We start from the raw sequence: 19,331 nt of genomic DNA on the forward strand, positions 1-19,331 counted from the left end.
CTCGGTTTGGCGACCTGGCAGCGGCGCTGGCTGGGCGCCCAGGCGCCCCGGCTGCTGGCCGGCCTGGCCTACGTGGCGCTGGGGGTGATCCCGGCGACGTTCCTGGTGGGCCAGATCGGCCTGGTGGGGGAGCGCACGATCCCGTACCTGATGGGCGTCGCCGTGCTGGCGCTGGGCATCGGGGTGGTCGCCTGGCTGGCGGACCGGCGGCGGCGCGGCATCGGGGCGCTCGTGGGTGTCGGGTTCACCGTCGGGATGGTGACCGTGGACGTGCTGCTGGGCGCGCCGCTGCAGCTCAACACGGCGTTCGGCTACTCGGTGGCCGTGGCCGGGCGGTTCACCGGCCTGGGCAACCTGGCGTTCGCCCTGTTCGGCTCGGCCACGATCATGCTGGCCGTGCTGATCGTCGACCGCGCCGGCCGGCCCGGGCTGCGCGTCGCCTACGCCCTGCTGGTGGCGGCGATCGTGCTGGAGGGGCTGCCGATGCTGGGCGCCGACGTGGGCGGCGTCACGTCGATGGTGCCGGCCTTCGGGGTGACCGCGCTGCTGCTGGCCGACCGCCGGGTGACCAGCCGCGACCTGTGCATCCTGGTGGCGGTGACCGCCGGCGTGCTGCTGGGGTTCGCCTTCGTCGACGCGGCCCGCCCGTCGCAGTCGCAGACCCACCTGGCGCGCCTGGCGCAGCACCTGGTGGCGGGCCGGTGGTCGGCGTTCGCCGACACGCTGACCCGGCGCTGGCAGGCCAGCTTCGGCGGCGCCGAGCTGGCGGCGTGGGGGGCGGTGCTGGGGGTGATCGTGGTGACGGCGTTGTACGTGGTGCTGGTGGCGCTGGGGCGCGCCGGACCGGAGGCACCCCGCCGCACCGGGCCGTGGGTGGCCGGCGCCGGTGGGCTGGTGGTGCTGGCGGTGGTGGGCCTGGTGGCCAACGACTCCTCGATCGCGGTGCCGGCGACGATGCTGCTCGTGGTGGTGCCGGTCGTGGTGCTCCAGGTCCTCCGGGCGACGCCCGGTGGCATCCGGTGGACAGGATCGGCGGAGGGAGCGAGATGACCTCGAAGAGATGGCGCGGTGCGGCAGGAGCGTTGCTGGTCGGCGTCGTGCTGCTGGGGCTGGCGCCGGCGGCGGGGGCGCAGGAGGCGCCGGGCACCGAGGGCACCCGGGGCAGTGACGACGAGCCGCCCCAGCCCGAGAAGCTCCTCCTGCTGTCGCTCCCCGGGGTGACCTGGCGCGACCTCGACGAGCACGACCTGCCGGCGCTCGAAGGGCTGCTGGCCGACTCGTCGCTGGCCGACCTCGCCCCCCGTGGCGTGAACCCCCGGGCGTTGCCGGGCGCCGCCTACCTCACGATCTCGGCCGGCACCCGCGGGATCTCGGAGCCCTCGGTCGACGGCCAGCAGCTGGCGACCGGCGAGGAGTCGGGCGGCTCGACCGCCGGGGAGATCTTCCACCGCCGCACCGGCACCCGCCCCGACGGCGAGTACGTGGCGCTGGCGTGGCCGGCGCTGGTGAAGGCCAACGACCGGGAGCCCTACGACGCCGTGCTGGGGGCGCTGGGCGACTCCCTGCAGGAGGCGGGGCTCGGGGCGGTCGCGATCGGCAACGCCGACGGCACCGACACGATCGGTCCCTCCTACGAGCGCCAGGTCGGCCTGGCGGTGGTGACGAGCGACGGTGTGATCCCGGCCGGCAGCCTCGGCACCGGGCTGCTGGTCGACGATCCCTCTAGCCCCTTCGGCCGGCGGCTCGACATCGACGCCGTGGCCGCGGCGTTCCGCAGCGCCTGGGCGGCACCGGCCGGCCAGAACGGTGGGCTGGTGGTGGTCGAGGCCTCCGACCTGGCCCGCACTCTTCGCTACCGCGACCGGGTCGACAAGGCCCGCTTCGACGACCTGTGGGCCGACGCCCTGGCCGACACCGACCGGCTGGTCGCCCGGCTGCTGGAGGAGGTCGACCTCGACCGCGATGCGGTGCTGACCGCGGCCCCCTACAACCTGTCCAACGACCGCGACCTCACGATCGCCGGCCTGCACCTGCCGGGCCGGGCGCCCGGCTACCTGCGGTCGGCGTCGACCCAGCGGTCGGGCTTCCTCACCCTGGTCGACCTCGCCCCGACCGTGCTGCAGCGCCTCGACGTGGGCCGGCCGGTCGACATGGAGGGCCGCCCCGCCGAGCTGGTCGGCTCCGGCGACACCTACGAGCAGAAGGTCGACCGGCTGGTGACGCTCAACGCGGCATCGCGCTTCCGGGAGCAGACCCTGTTCCCGACCACGCTGGTGGTGGTGTTGCTGCTGGCGATCACGTGCGGCGCCGCGGCGGTGCTGGTGTCGCGGCGCAGCACGGGTCGGGCCCGCCGGGTGGTGTGGTGGCTGGCGCTGGTCGACCTGGCGCTGCTGCCGTTCTCGTACCTGGCCCGGGCGTTCCCGCTGGAGGAGTGGGGCAGCGGGTTCTACTGGGCGTTCATCGTGACCGGCGCCGTGCTGGTGGCGACGGCGGCGACCGTCGTCGCGACCCGGTTGGGCCGGCCCCGGCTGGCGCTGGTGGCGATGCTGCTGCTGGTGATGGGGGTGCTGCTGGGCGACGTGATGACCGGGTCGCGCCTGAGCCTCAGCGCTGCGTTCGGCTACTCGCCGACCGGCAACTCGCGGCTCTACGGCATCAGCAACTACTCGTTCGGGCAGGTGGCGGCGGCGGCGTGCCTGCTGGCGGCGTTCGTGGCCGCGCTCCCGCCGGAGCGGCGCACCCGCTGGCAGTCCCTGGCGCTGCTGGGGGCGGTGCTGGTGGTGATCGGCCTCCCGATCTGGGGGTCCGACGTGGGTGGCATCATCGCCTTCACGCCCACGATCCTGGTGTTCGCGGGGCTGCTGTGGCGGCGGGGCGTGAACGTCAGGAACCTGGTGATCGCCAGCCTGGCCACCGTCGCCGCGGTGACCGTGTTCGGCTTCGTCGACCTGGCCCGGCCGGCCGACGAGCGGGCGCACCTGGGCCGCCTGTTCGAGCGGATCGGCAACGAGGGACTGGAGCCGCTGCTGTCGATCGTCGAGCGCAAGCTGCTGGCCAACCTGCGGGTGTCGACCACGTCGTTCTGGATCGCGGCGATCCCGGTGGCGGTGGCGTTCCTGGTGTTCCTCGTCCGGTACTCGGGGCGGCCGCTGGAGGCGGTGCGGGCCCGGATCCCGACGCTGCACGTCGGTCTGGTGGCAGCGGCGGTGGCGGCGGTGCTGGGCAGCCTGGTGAACGACTCGGGCGCGATCGTGGGAGGCGTGACGCTGATGGTCATGACGGCCTCGCTGGTGTGCCTGGTGCTGGAGCCGGGCCAACCCCTGGTGGTGGACGATGGCGACGCCGACTGACGTCACCGAGGTCCCGCGCACCGCCCGCTGGTTCGTGGCGGTGCTGTTCGCCCTGCTGCTGGTGCCGGGCGTGGTCGGCTTCGACACGTGGCCGCTCACGGGCTGGCGGCTGTTCTCGGCGCTGCGGGACGAGAGCCAGAACCGCTGGGTGGTGCAGGCGGTCGACGGCTCGGGCGAGGCGCGGATCGTCAGCCTGGAGGAGCTGCCGCTGGGCTACCGCCATGCCGAGTGGCCGATGGCCGACCTCCCCGGCTCGTCGGAGGCGCACCGGCGGTCCGTGTGCCGGGCGCTGGCCGACGCGGTCGTGAAGGTCCGCCCCGACACGGTCGAGGTGCAGATCGCCGAGGACGCCCAGAGGTTGGTCGAGCGGGACGGCGAGTGGGTCCTGACCCACGACCCGGAGGTGGAGGCGACCTGCACGCCCCGGCGAGGGGAGCAGGCGTCGTGACCCGCTTCCGCCGCTGGCTCGACGACACCCTGTGGGGCCCCGAGACGGCCGCCCGGCTGGTGGTCGTGCACGTCGGGCTGTCGCTGCTGATCGGGGCGCGGGTCGCCCTGGGGTCGTACCGGCAGCTGGCCGACACGCCGCGGGCGCTGGTCGACCCGGTGCCGCTGCTGTTCTGGGTCGAGCGGATGCCGCCGGTGTGGGTGTTCGTCGCCCTCCAGGTGGTGGGGACCGTGGCCGCCCTCGCGGCCGCCTGGCGCCGCAGCCCCCGGGTGACGTTCGCCGTCGCCTGGGTCTGCTACCTGGTGCTGGCCGGGCTGCGGGGGAGCCGGGGCAAGGTGCTGCACAACGACCTGCTGCTGCTGTGGGCGTCGGCGCCGTTCCTGCTCGCCCCGGTCGGGGGTGCGGCCGCCCGGCTGAAGGATGCGTGGCGGTCGCGGGAGCCCCGGTCGGCGTGGGGCTGGCCGATCCGGGTGGCGACGGTGATCATCGTCCTCGTCTACTTCCTCGCCGGCTACCACAAGCTGCGGCGCTCCGGGCCCGAGTGGGTGCTGGGCGACAACATGCGCTACGTGATGCTGTGGGGGCCGAGCATCGGGTCGCCGGCGTGGGGCGACCTGGCCCGCTGGGTGGGGGAGCACGTGTGGGCGGCCCGGGTGTCGGCGGGGTTCATCCTCGGCATCGAGCTGACGTTCCCCGTGGTGCTGGTGGTGCGCCGTGTCCAGGTGCTCTACGCCCTGGCGGCGGCGGTGCTGCACGTCGGCACGTGGTTCCTGCTGGGCCTCGACTACTGGGCCTGGGCGATCACCGTGCCGCTGGTGCTGGTCGACTGGCCGGCCGTCGCTCAGCGCTTCTCGACGAACCGGGTGAACAGCTCGGCGAAGGTGCGACGTTCGTCGGCCGACCAGCCCTCCATGCCCTCCGCCATGTGAGCGCGGCGGACGTCCTGCTCCACCTCGAACACCCGCTGACCGAGCTCGGTGAGCGTGAGGTGGATGCGGCGGCCGTCCTCCTGGGAGGCCTCCCGCCGCACGAGCCCGGTGGCGACCGCGCTCGCGACGAGCCGGCTGGCGCGTGAGGCGTCGAGCCCGAGGCGTTCGGCGACGAGCCCGACGGTGACGTCCGCGCCGTCCGACGTCGGTTCCTCGACGGCGTCGACCACCGCCGCGGCGCCGGAGTCGAGCTCGATCCCGAGGCGCTCCTCGACCGCCCGCAGCATCGGCGGCCAGAGCGCCCGGCGGGTCTGCGACCGCCGCACCCCGACCATGGCCCGTTCCACCGCGGCGACGGTCGGGTCGTCGGGGGAGAGGGGCTTGCTCATCGGTGGGACACCGTACCCAACCAGGGAGTGTGCGATTCGCAATCAATTGCGATAGGCATATGGATGCGAAACGCACAGGAGGTACTTCGCATGACGACGCTCCCCACCCTCGATCCCGACGGCCGGCCCACGCCGGTGACCCTGTTCCTGGCCATCCACCATGCTCTGCGGCGCGATGCCCACCGGTTCCCGGTCGCGCTGCGGGCGGCGACCGACCTCCCCCGGGTCGCGCGGCACTGGGACCAGTACCGGGAGATCCTCGTCTTCCACCACGACCAGGAGGACGCCCTGCTGTTCCCCCAGGTGCTCGCCGAGGCGCCCGAGCTGGCCGGGGTCGTCGAGCAGCTCGCCGCCGACCACCACTCGCTCGACGACCTCCTGGTCCGGGTCGACGCGGCCTGCGCCGCCCTCCCGGCGGGGGCCGCTGCCTGCGCCGACCTCGTCGCCCACCTGGCCACCGTCCTCGGCCGGCACCTCGACCTGGAGGAGGAGCACCTCGTCCCGGTGATGGAGCGCGGCACGCTCGCCGACGGCCCCGCGCCGGGCGGCGGGCCGCAGAACCCGGCGTTCACCCTGCCCTGGCTCGCCGACGACCTCGCTCCCGACGTCGTCACCGCGCTCCTGGCCGCCATGCCGGCCGACTGGCGGTCGTCGTTCCCGGAGTGGCAGTCGGCCTACCGCACCGGCCCCGTTCCCTCCGCCGTCTGACCACCCGCGGCGCAGTACCGTCGGCGGGCTATGGCTGTCGTGGTTGCGTTCGTCGCAGGGGTCCTGGGTGCGGTGGTGGGGTGGAAGGCGCTCGAGCCGGCGTTCGGCGCCGAGGTGTTCACCCGGGAGAACTTCCGGCAGCGGACGTTGCCCACCGCCGTCGGGGTCGTCGCGGCGCTCGTGGTGGTGGCCGGGGCGGCGGTCGTGGCGGTCGCCGACGCGGCCGGGTGGGACCTCGACCCGGCGATCCCCGCGGGACTGGCGGCCGCCGTTCCCGTGGCGGTCGGCTTCGCCCTGCTCGGCCTGCTCGACGACCTGGGCGGCGTCGGCCAGAGCGGCGGCTTCCGGGGCCACCTCACCGAGCTCGCTCGTGGTCGCCTGACGACCGGCGGCGCCAAGCTGTTCGGCGGCGCCGCCCTGGGTGTCGTCGCCGCGGCGCCGTTCGCCGACGGCAGCGTGTGGCGCCTGCTGGCCGACGGGGCCCTCGTCGCCCTGGCCGCCAACCTCGCCAACCTCTTCGACCGCCGGCCGGGCCGCGTCGTGAAGGTCAGCCTCCTGGCGGGCCTGGTGCTCGTGGTGACCGTGGGCCTCGAACCGGAGCTGACCGGCGTGGCCCTCGCGCTCGGTGCTGCCGCCGGCCTCCTCGTCCCCGACCTCCGGGAGCGCCTCATGCTGGGCGACGCCGGCGCCAACGTCCTCGGCGCCGTCCTCGGCCTCGGCGTGGTGCTGACCTGCGCTCCCTGGGTCCGCACGGTGGTCCTGGTCGGCGTCCTGTGCCTGAACCTGGTGAGCGAGGTCGTCTCGTTCAGCAAGGTGATCGACGCCGTTCCGCCGCTGCGGGCGCTCGACCGGTTGGGCCGCCAGTCACCCTAGGTGCGGTCGGGGTCACGGATGGTGCTACGGTCCGCGGCTGGCGCGGCACGATCCAGGAGAGATAGATGAACAAGGTTCGAGCGAGTCTGGCGGCCGTCGGCGTGTCCCTCGCGGTGCTCGCACTGCCTGCGGCTGCTGGTGCGCAGGTCCCCGAGATGCCTTCGTTGCCGGAGCTCCCCGAGATGCCGGCCAGCGACATGGGTGGGGTCGGTGCCAAGGTTGCGGACGTCGGCATGACCGCCGGCCAGACCGTGGGCGAGCTCGCCGCCACGACCGTTGCCGAGCTCCTCGGCAGCACGGCCGCCTCGGTGATGGGCGGGATGTAGTCCCCGACGGCGCGCCGGCCGACGTTGTGTCGGCGCGCCGTCGACTGTTCGCACAAGGCGGGCCGGAAGAGGAACGAAGTGGAAGAGAGCAAGGACACGGGCGACGGGCGTGAGGCGTCGTCGTCGCCGGTCGCACGATCGAGAGGGATCACCAGGCCCCGCTCGGCCATCGTCGCCGCGCTGGCGATCGCCGGCGGCGTCGTGGCCGGTGGGGCCACCGCCGCCAACGCGGCACCGGTGGAGACCGCGCCGCCGGCCGCGGTGGTGAAGCACTTCGAGCTGCGGCAGATGCAGTCGCCCCTCGGGCTGGTGATCGGGACCGCCGAGCAGCTCCTGGGCATCAGCTGATGCGCGCCGCCCGACTGATCGTGGGAGCAGCCGTCGGCGTGCTCGCGCTGACGGCGAGCGCCGGTGCCGCGTCGGCGGCCGAGCCGCCGGCCGACGCGCTCACGCCGAGGAGCCTGGTGACCGACCTGGTCGGCACGGTGGCGCAGCCGGTCGACAAGATCGGCGACGCCGTCGTCAGCGCCGGTGGCACCACCATGACCCAGGAGCAGGTCACGCAGGCGATCCTCGACTGGTACCAGACCCAGCCCCAGCTCTAAACCCGTTCTGTCTTCGCTCAGCCGGCTATGCCGGGCTGAGCGAAGACAGAACGTAGTCTCGGGGGCTATGGAGCGACGTGGGGGTACCGGCGGCCGGCTGGGGCTGGCGCTGCTTATGCTGGGGGCCGGGGTGACGCACTTCGTCGCCCCGCAGTACTACGACAAGATCGTGCCCCGCTGGCTGGGCGACGCCCGCCGGGTGGTCCTCGTCAGCGGTGCGGCCGAGCTGGTGTGCGGGGCGCTGCTGCTCGACCGGCGCACCGCCCGCACCGGGGGCTGGCTGACCGCGGCGCTGCTGGTGGCGGTGTTCCCCGCCAACGTGCAGATGGCGCTCGACGCCGGCACAGAGCACCAGGCCGCCGACATGCCCGTCGACCGCTTCCGCCTGGTCGCCCTGTGCCGCCTCCCGCTGCAGCTCCCGCTGATCGTGTGGGCGACGCGGGTCGCCCGGCGTCCGTAGACCGACCACACCACGGGGGAACACAACATGCGGGCTGCAGTGCTGGAGAGCGTCGGCTCCCTGAAGATCGACGACGTCGACGTCGGGGAGCCACGCGCCACCGAGGTGCTGGTGAAGGTGACCGACTGCGGGGTCTGCCACTCCGACCTCAGCATGATCGACGGCGCCATCCCGGCCGTGGTCCCGTCGATCCTGGGCCACGAGGTGGGCGGGATCGTGGAGGCCGTGGGCTCGGCGGTGACCGACCTGCGGCCCGGCGACAAGGTGGTGCTGTGCCCGCTGCCCAACTGCGGCCGCTGCTACTTCTGCGTGCGCGACCAGCCCACGCTGTGCGCCAAGTTCTCGAGGTCGCTCTACACCGCCACCCGGGCCGACGGCACCAGCCCGTTCTCCCGGGACGGCTCGACCGTGTACCGGGGTGTCGGTGTGGGCGGTTGGGGCGAGTACACGGTCGTGCCCCAGGAGGCGGCGGTCAAGGTGCCCGACGACGTCGACCTCGGTGACGCCTGCGTGGTCGGCTGCGCGGTGCTGACCGGCGTCGGCGCGGTGCTCAACACCGTGGCGGTCGAGGCGGGAGCGACCGTGCTGATCACGGGCGCCGGCGGCATCGGCATCGCCGTGACGCAAGGGGCCCGCATCGCCGGGGCGTCGAAGATCGTCGTGGCCGACCCGGTGGCGGAGCGCCGCGAGGGCGCGCTCGGCTTCGGCGCCACCCACGTCGTCGACCCCGGGGCCACCGACGTGGCCGCGCACTGCCGGGAGCTGACCGGCGGCATCGGCGTCGACTACGCCTTCGAGGCGGCCGGCATCGGCGTGCTGGCGGAGACCGGCATCAAGGCCACCCGCAACGGCGGCACGACGGTGGTGATCGGGGCCCCACCGATCGACCAGGGCATCCACATCGCCATCGCGGCCGCGTTCGGGATCGCCGAGAAGCGGCTGGTGGGCTGTGCGCTCGGCTCGGTGAACGCCCAGCGTGACATCCCGCGGTACCTGGAGTTCGCCCGGACCGGACAGCTCGACCTCGCCGGCATGGTCACCGACCGCTTCGACCTCGACCACGTCGACGACGCCATCGCCAACCTGCGCGACCACAAGGGCGTGCGCACCACGCTCCGCATCGGTTGACACAGCGGCCGATAGCCGAGAAAGCACGGGGGGATCCACGGCCGCGAGGGGTGGTGGCGGTAGGCTGGGGTCCCGTGGCCAAGCACATCTTCGTCACGGGGGGCGTCGCCAGTTCCCTCGGCAAAGGCATCACCGCGTCCTCTCTGGGTCGTCTGCTGAAGTCCCGCGGCCTGCGGGTCACGATGCAGAAGCTCGACCCTTACATCAACGTCGACCCGGGCACCATGAACCCGTTCGAGCACGGGGAGGTGTTCGTCACCGACGACGGTGGCGAGGCCGATCTGGACCTCGGGCACTACGAGCGCTTCATCGACGAGCCGTTGTCGCGGGCGTCCAACGCCACCACCGGCTCCATCTACTCGGCGGTGCTCGCGGCCGAGCGTCGGGGCGACTACCTGGGCAAGACCGTCCAGGTGATCCCCCACATCACCGACGAGATCAAGCGGCGCATCACCCGCCTCGACCGCGACGACGTCGACGTGGTGATCACCGAGATCGGCGGCACGGTCGGCGACATCGAGATCCTCCCGTTCCTCGAGGCGATCCGGCAGTTCCGCCTCGACGTGGGCCGGGCCAACGTCTGCTACGTGCACGTCACGCTGGTGCCGTTCATCGGCCCGTCGGGCGAGCAGAAGACCAAGCCCACCCAGCACTCGGTCACCGAGCTGCGGGCCCGGGGCATCCAGCCCGACATCATCGTCTGCCGCAGCGAGCGGCCACTGTCCGACGCGCTGAAGCAGAAGATCTCCCGCCTGTGCGACGTGCCGGTGGCGGCGGTGGTCAACGCGGCCGACGCCAGCAACCTCTACGAGGTGCCGCTGACGCTCCACGACGAGGGCTTCGACGCCGAGGTGTGCGACCTGCTGGCGCTGGAGGCCAAGCCCGCCGACCTCACCGAGTGGGAGCGGCTGGTCGCCCGGGTCGACGCCGCCACCCGCAGCGTGCGGGTCGGGATCATCGGCAAGTACGTGAGCCTGCCCGACGCCTACCTGTCGGTGGTCGAGTCGCTCCGCCACGGCGGCTTCCACCACGGCACCCGCATCGAGGTCGAGTGGATCCAGGCCGAGGAGGTCGAGGGCCTGCTGGCCGACGGCCGCATGCACGACCTCGACGGCGTGGTGATCCCCGGCGGCTTCGGCGAGCGGGGCACCGAGGGCAAGATCGCGGCGGCCACCTACACCCGCGAGCACGACATCCCCTGCCTGGGCCTGTGCCTGGGGCTGCAGATGATGACCATCGAGTACGCCCGCAACGTGCTGGGCCTGGCCGGCGCCAACTCCACCGAGATGGACGCGTCGACGCCGCATCCGGTGATCGACCTGATGGACAGCCAGCGCGACGTCACCGACATGGGCGGCACGATGCGCCTGGGCGCGTGCGTCGCCGAGCTGATCCCCGGCTCGCAGGTGGCGCAGGCCTACGAGAAGACGGTGGTGTCGGAGCGGCACCGGCACCGCTACGAGTTCAACCCCCGCTACCGGGCCCGCTTCGACGAGACCGACTTCGTGTGCTCCGGCGAGTCGCCCGACGGGCGGCTGGTCGAGTTCATCGAGCTGCGCAACCACCCGTTCTGGGTGGGCACGCAGGCACACCCGGAGTTCAAGAGCCGCCCGAACCGCCCGGCCCCGCTGTTCCGCGAGTTCGTGGCGGCGGCGCTCAACCGGGCCGAGGGGCGCCGGCCGCACCTGTTCCCGGTCGACGACGAGTCGGTCACGCCGGCCGGCGTCGAGCCGACCGACACGGAGCCGGAGCCGCTCCGGGCCGTCCAGTGACGGAGGCGCGCTCGGGGTTCACGGTCGTCGAGGACCGCACCGTCTGGCAGGGCAAGCGGCTGCTGAGGGTGGCCGAGGTGACCGTCGAGTCGCCGGAGGGCGAGCGGCTGGAGCGCGAGGTGCTGCACCACCCGGGTGCGGTGGCGGCGCTGCCGCTGCACGACGACGGCACGGTCACGCTGGTGCGCCAGTACCGGGTGTCCACCGACTCCGACATGTGGGAGCTGCCGGCGGGCCTGCGCGACGTCGACGGCGAGCCGACCGCCGAGACCGCCCGGCGCGAGCTGGTGGAGGAGGCGGGGCTGGCGGCCGGCGAGCTCCAGCACCTGCTGACGTTCCACAACTCGCCGGGCTGCTCTGACGAGACCGTCGAGGTGTTCCTGGCGACCGGCCTGCAGCCGGTGCCGCACGATCGGCAGGGGCCCGAGGAGCAGCACATGCTGGTCGACCGCCTGCCGCTGGCGACGGCGCTGGCGATGGTGGACGACGGGCGGATCACCGACAGCAAGACCGTCATCGGCCTGCTGCTCGTCGCCCGCCGGGGCTGAGCCGGGCCGGGTGGGGCCGGTGGATCCGGTGGGACTGGTGGACGAGCCGGCGCTCCTCCCGCTCGACGTGGAGGAGTGGCTGTCGTGGCTGGCCGCCGAGAAGGGCCGCGCCCGATCGACCCTCGAGGCCTACCGCCGCGACATCCACCGCTTCTGGGACTGGCTGGGCCCGGGTGCCGAGCTGGGTGAGGTCGACGAGGCGACGGTCGAGCGCTACATCGCCCACCTGCGGGCGTCGGGCCTGGCGCCGGGGACGGTGAAGCGGGCGGTGGTGGTGATCCGGTCGCTGTACCGGTTCCTGGTGGAGGAGGAGCGGCTGGCGGTCGATCCCGGGGCCGACGTCGCCGTCCCCGGGGTGCCGGCGGGTCTCCCCAAGGCACTCGACGAGGCGGAGGTGATGTCGCTGCTCGACGCGGTGGTCGGCGACGAGCCGGTCGCCCGCCGCGACCGGGCCGTGCTGGAGACCCTCTACGGCACGGGGGTGCGGATCTCGGAGCTGGTGGGGCTGTCGCTGGGGGCGGTCGACCTGGAGTCGCGGCTGCTGCGGGCGTTCGGCAAGGGGTCGAAGGAGCGGATCGTGCCCATCGGCCGGCACGCGGCCGCGGCGTTGGCCCACTGGCTGGCGCCGTCCGGGCGGGGCGCGCTCGAGCCGAAGCAGTGGCGCCGGCGGGGCGACGCCGAGGCCGTGTTCCTCAACCAGCGGGGCGGCCGGCTGACCCGCCAGGGCGCCTGGTTGGTCGTGAAGCGCTACGGCGACGTGGTCGGACTCGGCGACCGGCTGACCCCCCACGTCCTGCGCCACTCCTGCGCCACCCACATGCTCGACCACGGCGCCGACATCCGCACCGTCCAGACGATGCTGGGCCACGCCTCGATCGCCACCACCCAGGTGTACACGAAGGTGTCGACCGAGCGGCTCTTCGCCGCCTACCGGGCCGCCCACCCCCGGGCGACGCTGTGACCCACCCGAAATCTCGACAGAAGTGGTGGCTATAACGCCATCTGTGTCGAAGTTTCGGGGTGTCCGTCGGTTCGCAGCGAGAGTGGCTCGCTACTCGGCGTGTCTCGCCGGAAGTCGCGACGTGGCCGTCCCGTCATTGCCGGTCGGACGCATCTGCCCTGCTCAGAGGCCTGTTCTTGCGGCTTGGCGACACTTCGGACGTGCATCGGCCCCGTCCGGTACCCTTCCTCGGGTGCCGGACAGAACCTTGCTCTCGACGTTGCGCGGCCGCCTCGTGGCCGAGAGCGAGCGACTCCGCGCCCAGATCGTGGCCCTGGGCGGCGAGGGCGAGCTGTCCTACGACGAGAACTTCGCCGACTCCGGTCAGGTCGCCGCCGAGCAGGGGGAGAACAAGGCGTTGCTCAACCAGCTGCGCGAGCAGTTGGCCGACACGGAGCACGCCCTCGCCAAGTTCGACGCCAGCACCTACGGCGTGTGCGAGCGCTGCGGCAACCCCATCGCGGAGGCCCGTCTCGAGGCGATGCCGGCCACCCGCTACTGCATCGAACACGCCTGAGGGCCTCCAGTGCCGGCGCACCAGGAGCCGAGCCGACAGGCGAGGCGTGGCCCGAGCGGCCCGGCGCCGCAGGCGCCATGAGCGGGAAGCTCGCGCATGGCTTGACCTCTCGGCCGCGAAGCGCCGAGGACTCGCAGACGTGACCTATCCGCACAACCTTTTGACGCACCTGGTCCATCTCGTCCGGCGGTTCCTCGGCTCGCTGTGGCCCGGTGGTCCCGCGGCCGGCGACGACGCCTGGGCGACGGCACAGCTGCTGCCCGGCGAGGTCGACCTGTGGCGGCAGATGTCGGCGGCCGACCGGCGTCATGCCGTGGGCGTCGCCCGTCGCACCGCCGCGGAGCTGGGCGACGCGGCGACACGGCCGGTGCTGGCGGCGGCGCTGCTCCACGACGTCGGCAAGGTGGCATCGGGCTTCGGGCCGTGGCGGCGGGCGATCGCCACGGTGGTGGGCGCCGTCGCCGGCCACCAGCGCGCCGAGCGTTGGCGGAGCGAGGGCCCGGCGCCGCTGGCCCGCGTGGGTCGCTACCTGTGCCACGACGCGATCGGGGCCGACCTGCTGGCGGCGGCGGGCAGCGACCCGCTGACCGTGACGTGGGCCCGGGAGCACCACCTCGCCCCCGAGCGCTGGACCCTGCCGGCGCCGGTGGGAGTGGCGCTGAAGGTCGCCGACGACGACTGATCCCGCTCTCCAGCTGCGAGACTGGTGGCTCGGAAGTTGGGGAACGCAAGACATGAACCACCCCGGGTGACGGGCGAACGACACGGTTGTGATTAACATCGGCTCGATGTCCTATGAGGTGCAGACCCCTGTCTTCGAGGGGCCTTTCGACCTGCTGCTGCACCTCATCCTGCGCGAGCAGGTGGACCTCTACGAGGTGAGCCTGTCGACGATCGTCGACGGCTACATCAGCTACCTCGATGCGCTCGAGGGCCTCGAGGGCCTCGACCTGGAGATCACCACCGATTTCCTGATGATCGCGGCCACGCTGGTGGAGCTGAAGAGCCGCCGCCTGTTGCCCACGGTCGACGAGATGGAGCTCGACGACGAGCTGGCCCTGTGGGAGGAGCGCGACCTGCTGCTCCACCGCCTCGTCGAGTGCAAGACCTTCAAGGAAGCCGCCATCGCCATGCAGGTGCTGGCGGGCGAGGCCGGTCGCTCCTACCCCCGCACGCTGGGGATGGAGGAGCGCTTCGTCGGTCTGATGCCCGACCTGCTGGCGGCGATCACCGGCGACGTCCTGCGGCGGGCCTTCCTCAAGGCCAGCGCCCCCAAGCCGATTCCCCGGGTCGACCTGGAGCACGTTGCGCCGATCCGGGTGTCGGTCACCGACGCCATCGCCGAGCTGGCCGACGAGCTGCCCCGGGTGGGGCGCATCACGTTCCGGCGGCTCACCGGCGGCCTGGTCGAGCGGCTCGACGTGGTGGTCCGCTTCCTCGCCATCCTGGAGATGTTCAAGCGGGGCCTGATCGACCTCGACCAGGGCGAGCGCTTCGGCGACATCGAGATCGTCTGGTGCGGCCCCGAGCGCGGCGACCTCGACCTCGGCGCCCTCGAAGCCATGGACGTCTACGAGGGATGACGGATCTCGGGGATCGGCTCAGGTCGGCGACCAAGCGGGCCATCGAGGCGTTGGTGCTGGTGGCCGAGGAGCCGTTGACGTCGCACCTGCTGGCGCAGCTGCTCGAGGTGTCGCCGACGGTGGTCGACGAGCTGTGCCGTGAGCTGGCCGACGGCTACGACGCCGACGGTCGGGGCTTCCAGCTCGTGCGGGTGGCCGGTGGCTGGCGCTACCAGACCCACCCCGACCTGGCGCCCTACGTCGAGCGGCTGGTGCTCGAGGGCCAGAGCGGCAAGCTGTCGGCCGCGGCGCTGGAGACGCTGGCGATCGTCGCCTACAAGCAGCCGCTGTCCCGGGCGCAGGTGGCGTCGATCCGAGGCGTGAGCGTCGACGGCGTGATGCGGACGCTGCAGCAGCGCGGCTACATCGACGAGATCGGCAAGGACCCGGGGCCCGGCCAGGCGATCCTGTTCGGCACCACCCGGCAGTTCCTGGAGAAGCTGGGCATCGACAGCCTCGACGAGCTGCCGCCGCTGCGGGAGTTCGTGCCCGCCGCCGACGTGGTGGAGCAGCTGGAGCGGGGCCTGCGCCCCGATCGGGAGCCGCTGCGGCCCGAGGACGCCATGCCGCGGGACGACACGGCCCTCGACGACGATCTCGACGGCGACGACCTCGGCCCGCAGGTCGAGGGCCTCGGGGACCTCGGGGACGACGAGGCCGAGGACGAGGACGACGACGTCGGTCCCGACGAGTCCGACGACCTCGAGGAGCTCGACTTCGTCGACACCTACTTCGACGACGAGGACGACACCCCCGCCGCCCGCAGCGAGGGTTAGTGACCGACGACGTCGAGGATGTCGAGGGCGAGCGGCTGCAGAAGGTGCTGGCCCGGGCCGGGCTGGGCAGCCGGCGGGTGTGCGACGAGATGGTCGCCGACAGGCGCGTCACCGTGAACGGCGTGCTCGCCGAGCCGGGCGCCCGGGTCGACCCGGAGACCGACCGCATCGAGGTGGACGGCGTGACGATCGGCGTCCGCCCCGGCCTCGTCTACTACCTGGTGAACAAGGCGCGGGGCGTGGTGTCGACGTCGTCCGATCCCCAGGGCCGCCCCACCGTGGTCGGCCTGGTGCCCGCCGAGCCCCGGGTGTTCTCCGTCGGCCGTCTCGACGCCGACACCGAGGGCCTCCTGCTGCTCACCAACGACGGCGACCTGGCGCAGCGGGTGGCCCACCCGTCGCACGGCGTCGACAAGGAGTACCTCGCCGAGGTGAAGGGCAAGCCCAGCCGGGGGGCTCTGCGGCAGCTGCGCGACGGCGTCGAGCTGGACGACGGTCGCACCGCACCCGCCAAGGTGTCGCTGGTGGGCGACGGCGCTCTGCGCATCGTGCTGCACGAGGGCCGCAACCGGCAGGTGCGGCGGATGTGCGAGGCGGTCGGCCACCCGGTGCGGCGGCTGGTGCGCACCCGCATCGGCCCGCTGACCGACCGGAAGCTGGCGCCGGGGGAGTGGCGGGAGCTCACGCAGGCCGAAGTGCGTTCCATGGAGCGCGCCACCGGAGCGGCGCGCCGCTAGTCTCGGTCCGCCATGCCCCCGACCATCCGCGCCCTCCGTGGCGCCACGACCATCGACGTGGACGAGAAGGAGCACCTGTTCGAGCGGGTGATCGCGCTGCTGGAGGCGCTCTTCGACCGCAACGACATCGACCACGACGACGTCGTCAGCGTGATCATGACCGCCACGCCGGACGTGCACAGCGCCTTCCCGGCCGTGGCGGCCCGCAAGTTCGGCCTCGGCGACATCCCGCTGCTGTGCGCCCAGGAGCTCGACGTCCGCGACGCCACCCCGCTCTGCATCCGGGTGCTGGTCCACCTGACCACCGAGCGGACCCGCCCCGAGCTGCACCACGTCTACCTCGAGGGCGCGCGCAACCTGCGCGACGACCTGCCCGACTGATCGTGGCGCTGGGTCAACCGCCCCTCCCGGGGCGCGCGATGGTGGTCGGCACCGGTCTCATCGGAGGTTCGGTGGGGATGGCGCTGCGGCGGCTGGGCTGGCACGTGACCGGCCGCGACCTCGAGGCCGACCGGGCGACGCAGGCGCTGCGGCTGGGGGCCCTCGACGCCGTCGGCGACGACCCCGAGGCCACCGTCACCTTCGTCGCCACCCCCGTGCGGTCGGTGGCGGGCGAGGTGCAGGAGGCGCTGGCGAAGACGTCGGGCCTGGTGACCGACGTGGGCAGCGTGAAGGCCCCGATCGTCGGGGCCGTGAGCGACGCCCGGTTCGTGGGCGGTCACCCCATGGCCGGCTCCGAGCAGGAGGGCGTCGAGGGCGCCACCCCCGACCTGTTCCAAGGCGCCACCTGGGTGCTCACCCCCACGGCCGGCACCGACGCTGGGGCCTACTCCCAGGTGCAGCAGCTGGTGGTCGCCTTCGGGGCCGAGGTGGTGGCGCTGTCGGCCGAGCGCCACGACGAGCTGGTGGCCGTGATCTCGCACGTGCCCCACCTGACCGCGGCGACGCTGATGCGCCTGGCCGCCGGGCGGGGCGAGGAGCAGCGGGCGCTGCTGCGGCTGGCCGCGGGCGGCTTCCGCGACATGACCCGCATCGCCGGCGGCAGCTCGGCGATCTGGCCCGACATCTGCGGCGAGAACCGGCTGGCCATCGTCGACGTGATGGACGAGCTGCTGGCGGCGCTCGGGGAGATGCGCGACGTGGTGGCCCGTGGCGACCGGTCGCAGCTCCTCGACGCGCTGGAGGAGGCCCGGGCCGCCCGGGTGAACCTGCCGGTGCTGATCGGGCCGGCCGACGACCTGCGCGAGCTGCGCATCCCCGTGCCCGACCGTCCGGGCGTGCTGGCCGACGTCACCACGCTGGCCACCGACCTCGACGTCAACATCGCCGACCTGGAGATCGCCCACTCGTCCGAGGGGCCACGCGGTGTGCTGATCGTCCTGGTGGAGGCCACCGCGGTGCCGGTGCTGCGGGAGGCGCTGGCAGCCAAGGGCTACCGCTCGTCGGTGCACCCGGTCGACGGCCTCCAGGCCTGAACCGACCGCTCCGGCCGCCGCCCGGCCGCCTGGCACACTCTCGGGAGCAGATCTCGTCGGCCGCAACGAGGTGGTGGGCACGGCGCAGCCGGACCGGGTGCTGACGTCGCCGGTGACCGGCGAGCCGTGCGTGTGGTTCGAGTGGCTGGTGGAGCAGTACCGGGAGACCCGCGACAGCAAGGGCAACGTGTCCGGGGGCTGGCACGACGTGGGTCAGCGCTCGTGGGTTCTACAACGACGCGGTGACGGTATTGCGCGACCGCCGGCAGGCGTTCCCCGGTAACTTGCTGGCGCGGTACGTGACGACCCCGTCATGGCACCTGTTCGACGCCCACGACCACGAGACCTACGTGCCCCCAGTCACCCCCCTTCCCTCCGGATGACGGAGTCGTCGGCCCCCCGAGCCGTCACTCCGCTGCCGGGCCCGGTCGACGCCACCGTTCGCCCCCCGGGGTCGAAGAGCCTCACCAACCGGGCCCTCGTCTGCGCCGCCCTGGCGGACCCTCCCGGCGAGAGCGACATCGGCGGCGCCCTCGACGCCGACGACACCCAGGCGATGGCCGCGGCCCTCCCCGTCGCGCTCGGCCTCGACCCCGACACCTCGGCGCGACCGGAGGAGGTGCCGACGGTGGACGCCCGGCTGTCGGGGACGACGGCCCGGTTCGTGCTGCCGCTGCTGGCGCTGGCGGCGGGACCGGTCCGGCTCGACGGTGCGCCGCCCCTGCGGAGGCGACCGATGGCCGACGGCATCGCCGCGCTGGGGCAGCTCGGCGTCGACGTGGTCGAGGAGGGCGAGCCGGGCCACCTCCCGGTGGTCGTCCACGGTGCCGACGTCGGCCGCCGCCGCTCGACGGTCGAGGTGGCCGGCGACGCCTCGAGCCAGTTCCTCTCGGGGCTGCTGATGGTGGGCCCGGTGTGGCCGGGGGGCCTGCGGGTGACGACGAGCGGTCCGCTGGTGTCGCGGCCGTACGTCGACATGACGGTGGCGGTGATGCGGGCGTTCGGGGCCACCGTGACCGACGACTCCCGGGGCTGGACGGTGGCGCCGAGCGGCTACCGGTCCACGTCGTACGAGGTCGAGCCGGACGCCAGCACCGCCTCCTACTTCTTCGCCGCGGCCGCGATCTGCGGTGGCCGGGTGACCGTCGAGGGCCTGGGCAAAGCGAGCCTGCAGGGCGACCTGGCGTTCGTCGACGTGCTGGAGCGGATGGGCTGCCGGGTGGAGCGGGGGGTCGACGCCACCACCGTGGAGCGCCGGGGGGAGCTGGTGGGCGTGGACGCCGACATGGGCGACATGTCCGACACCGCCCAGACCCTGGCCGCGGTGGCGGTCTACGCCTCGTCGCCCACGCGGGTGCGGGGCATCGGGTTCATCCGGGCCAAGGAGACCGACCGGGTGGGCAACGTGGTGCGAGAGCTGCGGCGCTGCGGCATCGCCGCCGACGAGGAGCCGGACGGCTTCCTGGTCCGCCCCGGCACCCCTCGCCCGGCCACGATCGAGACCTATCACGACCACCGCATGGCGATGAGCTTCGCCCTCCTCGGCCTCCGTGCCGAGGGCATCCGGATCGCCGACCCCTCCTGCGTTGCCAAGACGTTCCCCACGTTCTGGCAGGAGCTGGATCGGCTCCGATAATCACCGATATCAACTCATCACCGCGATATCAT

23 protein-coding genes are annotated in these 19,331 nt (G+C 73.2%); 22 read left to right on the forward strand and 1 reads right to left on the reverse strand.

All coding sequences use genetic code 11. The annotated features are described in order from the left end of the window. The 4 genes from VK611_06030 to VK611_06045 form a co-directional block, all read left to right on the forward strand. Positions 1-1,050, forward strand: a 1,050-nt coding sequence (locus tag VK611_06030) for a hypothetical protein (GenBank protein HMG40867.1), incomplete at its 5' end; no start/stop codon positions are given. After that, positions 1,047-3,350, forward strand: a complete 2,304-nt coding sequence (locus VK611_06035) for a hypothetical protein (protein HMG40868.1) — start codon at positions 1,047-1,049, stop codon at positions 3,348-3,350. The genes VK611_06030 and VK611_06035, both read left to right, overlap by 4 nt. Beyond that, positions 3,334-3,798, forward strand: coding sequence for a hypothetical protein (locus VK611_06040; GenBank protein HMG40869.1), 465 nt, complete (start codon positions 3,334-3,336; stop codon positions 3,796-3,798). The genes VK611_06035 and VK611_06040 overlap by 17 nt, the downstream gene beginning before the upstream one ends. After that, positions 3,795-4,727, forward strand: a complete 933-nt coding sequence (locus VK611_06045; protein HMG40870.1) for a hypothetical protein — start codon at positions 3,795-3,797, stop codon at positions 4,725-4,727. The genes VK611_06040 and VK611_06045 overlap by 4 nt, the downstream gene beginning before the upstream one ends. Here the strand turns inward: VK611_06045 and VK611_06050 are convergent. Then, positions 4,640-5,116 carry a MarR family winged helix-turn-helix transcriptional regulator gene (locus VK611_06050; GenBank protein HMG40871.1) on the reverse strand — a complete coding sequence of 159 codons (477 nt, stop codon included), beginning with the start codon at positions 5,114-5,116 and terminating at the stop codon, positions 4,640-4,642. The two genes, VK611_06045 and VK611_06050, sit on opposite strands and share 88 nt — an antisense overlap. A gap of 90 nt (positions 5,117-5,206) precedes the next feature. Here VK611_06050 and VK611_06055 point away from each other — a divergent pair, with 90 nt between their 5' ends. The 18 genes from VK611_06055 (at position 5,207) to aroA (ending at position 19,299) form a co-directional block, all read left to right on the forward strand. Beyond that, positions 5,207-5,824, forward strand: a complete 618-nt coding sequence (locus VK611_06055; GenBank protein ID HMG40872.1) for a hemerythrin domain-containing protein — start codon at positions 5,207-5,209, stop codon at positions 5,822-5,824. Between the two features lie 30 nt (positions 5,825-5,854). Then, positions 5,855-6,697: a hypothetical protein gene (locus VK611_06060; GenBank protein HMG40873.1), complete on the forward strand. Its 843-nt coding sequence runs from the start codon at positions 5,855-5,857 to the stop codon at positions 6,695-6,697. A gap of 65 nt (positions 6,698-6,762) precedes the next feature. After that, on the forward strand, positions 6,763-7,023 hold the full coding sequence (locus VK611_06065; GenBank protein ID HMG40874.1) for a hypothetical protein: 261 nt from the start codon (positions 6,763-6,765) through the stop codon (positions 7,021-7,023). A gap of 78 nt (positions 7,024-7,101) precedes the next feature. Next, the gene (locus VK611_06070; GenBank protein HMG40875.1) at positions 7,102-7,371 is read left to right on the forward strand and encodes a hypothetical protein; all 270 of its coding nucleotides are present in this window, start codon (positions 7,102-7,104) and stop codon (positions 7,369-7,371) included. Next, positions 7,371-7,628, forward strand: coding sequence for a hypothetical protein (locus VK611_06075; GenBank protein ID HMG40876.1), 258 nt, complete (start codon positions 7,371-7,373; stop codon positions 7,626-7,628). Before VK611_06070 ends, VK611_06075 begins: the two co-directional genes overlap by 1 nt. Positions 7,629-7,695: 67 nt before the next feature. Continuing rightward, a complete protein-coding gene (locus VK611_06080) occupies positions 7,696-8,088 on the forward strand; it encodes a hypothetical protein (GenBank protein ID HMG40877.1) in 393 nt (130 codons plus the stop codon). A gap of 27 nt (positions 8,089-8,115) precedes the next feature. Further along, entirely contained in the window at positions 8,116-9,216 is a 1,101-nt protein-coding gene (locus VK611_06085) for an alcohol dehydrogenase catalytic domain-containing protein (GenBank protein ID HMG40878.1), read from the forward strand. 74 nt (positions 9,217-9,290) lie between these two features. Beyond that, entirely contained in the window at positions 9,291-10,988 is a 1,698-nt protein-coding gene (locus VK611_06090; protein HMG40879.1) for a CTP synthase, read from the forward strand. Further along, positions 10,985-11,536 carry an NUDIX hydrolase gene (locus VK611_06095; protein HMG40880.1) on the forward strand — a complete coding sequence of 184 codons (552 nt, stop codon included), beginning with the start codon at positions 10,985-10,987 and terminating at the stop codon, positions 11,534-11,536. The genes VK611_06090 and VK611_06095 overlap by 4 nt, the downstream gene beginning before the upstream one ends. A 37-nt stretch (positions 11,537-11,573) precedes the next feature. Continuing rightward, the gene (locus tag VK611_06100) at positions 11,574-12,497 is read left to right on the forward strand and encodes a tyrosine recombinase (GenBank protein ID HMG40881.1); all 924 of its coding nucleotides are present in this window, start codon (positions 11,574-11,576) and stop codon (positions 12,495-12,497) included. Between the two features lie 232 nt (positions 12,498-12,729). Next, a complete protein-coding gene (locus tag VK611_06105) occupies positions 12,730-13,053 on the forward strand; it encodes a TraR/DksA C4-type zinc finger protein (GenBank protein HMG40882.1) in 324 nt (107 codons plus the stop codon). Positions 13,054-13,192: 139 nt separating this feature from the next. Next, the gene (locus VK611_06110) at positions 13,193-13,735 is read left to right on the forward strand and encodes a hypothetical protein (protein HMG40883.1); all 543 of its coding nucleotides are present in this window, start codon (positions 13,193-13,195) and stop codon (positions 13,733-13,735) included. A 106-nt stretch (positions 13,736-13,841) separates the two neighbouring features. Continuing rightward, positions 13,842-14,636, forward strand: a complete 795-nt coding sequence (locus tag VK611_06115) for a segregation/condensation protein A (protein HMG40884.1) — start codon at positions 13,842-13,844, stop codon at positions 14,634-14,636. Beyond that, entirely contained in the window at positions 14,633-15,451 is an 819-nt protein-coding gene (gene scpB, locus VK611_06120; GenBank protein ID HMG40885.1) for an SMC-Scp complex subunit ScpB, read from the forward strand. The genes VK611_06115 and scpB overlap by 4 nt, the downstream gene beginning before the upstream one ends. Then, on the forward strand, positions 15,451-16,188 hold the full coding sequence (locus VK611_06125) for a pseudouridine synthase (protein HMG40886.1): 738 nt from the start codon (positions 15,451-15,453) through the stop codon (positions 16,186-16,188). Before scpB ends, VK611_06125 begins: the two co-directional genes overlap by 1 nt. 12 nt (positions 16,189-16,200) lie before the next feature. Continuing rightward, positions 16,201-16,569, forward strand: a complete 369-nt coding sequence (gene aroH / locus VK611_06130) for a chorismate mutase (GenBank protein ID HMG40887.1) — start codon at positions 16,201-16,203, stop codon at positions 16,567-16,569. A 77-nt stretch (positions 16,570-16,646) separates the two neighbouring features. Beyond that, positions 16,647-17,663 carry a prephenate dehydrogenase/arogenate dehydrogenase family protein gene (locus VK611_06135; protein HMG40888.1) on the forward strand — a complete coding sequence of 339 codons (1,017 nt, stop codon included), beginning with the start codon at positions 16,647-16,649 and terminating at the stop codon, positions 17,661-17,663. Positions 17,664-18,042: 379 nt separating this feature from the next. After that, positions 18,043-19,299, forward strand: coding sequence for a 3-phosphoshikimate 1-carboxyvinyltransferase (gene aroA, locus VK611_06140; protein ID HMG40889.1), 1,257 nt, complete (start codon positions 18,043-18,045; stop codon positions 19,297-19,299). Positions 19,300-19,331 lie beyond the last annotated feature (32 nt).

The sequence above is a fragment of the Acidimicrobiales bacterium genome, assembly GCA_035316325.1.
In the GTDB taxonomy this organism is placed as follows: Bacteria; Actinomycetota; Acidimicrobiia; order Acidimicrobiales; family VFJN01; genus DASXTK01.

Coding starts and splice junctions, on each gene's coding strand:
- VK611_06035 (HMG40868.1), top strand. CDS start 1,047: ATGACCTCGAAGAGATGGCGCGGTGCGGCAGGAGCGTTGCTGGTCGGC.
- VK611_06040 (HMG40869.1), top strand. CDS start 3,334: ATGGCGACGCCGACTGACGTCACCGAGGTCCCGCGCACCGCCCGCTGG.
- VK611_06050 (HMG40871.1), bottom strand. CDS start 5,116: ATGAGCAAGCCCCTCTCCCCCGACGACCCGACCGTCGCCGCGGTGGAA.
- VK611_06055 (HMG40872.1), top strand. CDS start 5,207: ATGACGACGCTCCCCACCCTCGATCCCGACGGCCGGCCCACGCCGGTG.
- VK611_06060 (HMG40873.1), top strand. CDS start 5,855: ATGGCTGTCGTGGTTGCGTTCGTCGCAGGGGTCCTGGGTGCGGTGGTG.
- VK611_06065 (HMG40874.1), top strand. CDS start 6,763: ATGAACAAGGTTCGAGCGAGTCTGGCGGCCGTCGGCGTGTCCCTCGCG.
- VK611_06075 (HMG40876.1), top strand. CDS start 7,371: ATGCGCGCCGCCCGACTGATCGTGGGAGCAGCCGTCGGCGTGCTCGCG.
- VK611_06080 (HMG40877.1), top strand. CDS start 7,696: ATGGAGCGACGTGGGGGTACCGGCGGCCGGCTGGGGCTGGCGCTGCTT.
- VK611_06085 (HMG40878.1), top strand. CDS start 8,116: ATGCGGGCTGCAGTGCTGGAGAGCGTCGGCTCCCTGAAGATCGACGAC.
- VK611_06115 (HMG40884.1), top strand. CDS start 13,842: ATGTCCTATGAGGTGCAGACCCCTGTCTTCGAGGGGCCTTTCGACCTG.
- scpB (HMG40885.1), top strand. CDS start 14,633: ATGACGGATCTCGGGGATCGGCTCAGGTCGGCGACCAAGCGGGCCATC.
- aroH (HMG40887.1), top strand. CDS start 16,201: ATGCCCCCGACCATCCGCGCCCTCCGTGGCGCCACGACCATCGACGTG.
- VK611_06135 (HMG40888.1), top strand. CDS start 16,647: ATGGCGCTGCGGCGGCTGGGCTGGCACGTGACCGGCCGCGACCTCGAG.
- aroA (HMG40889.1), top strand. CDS start 18,043: ATGACGGAGTCGTCGGCCCCCCGAGCCGTCACTCCGCTGCCGGGCCCG.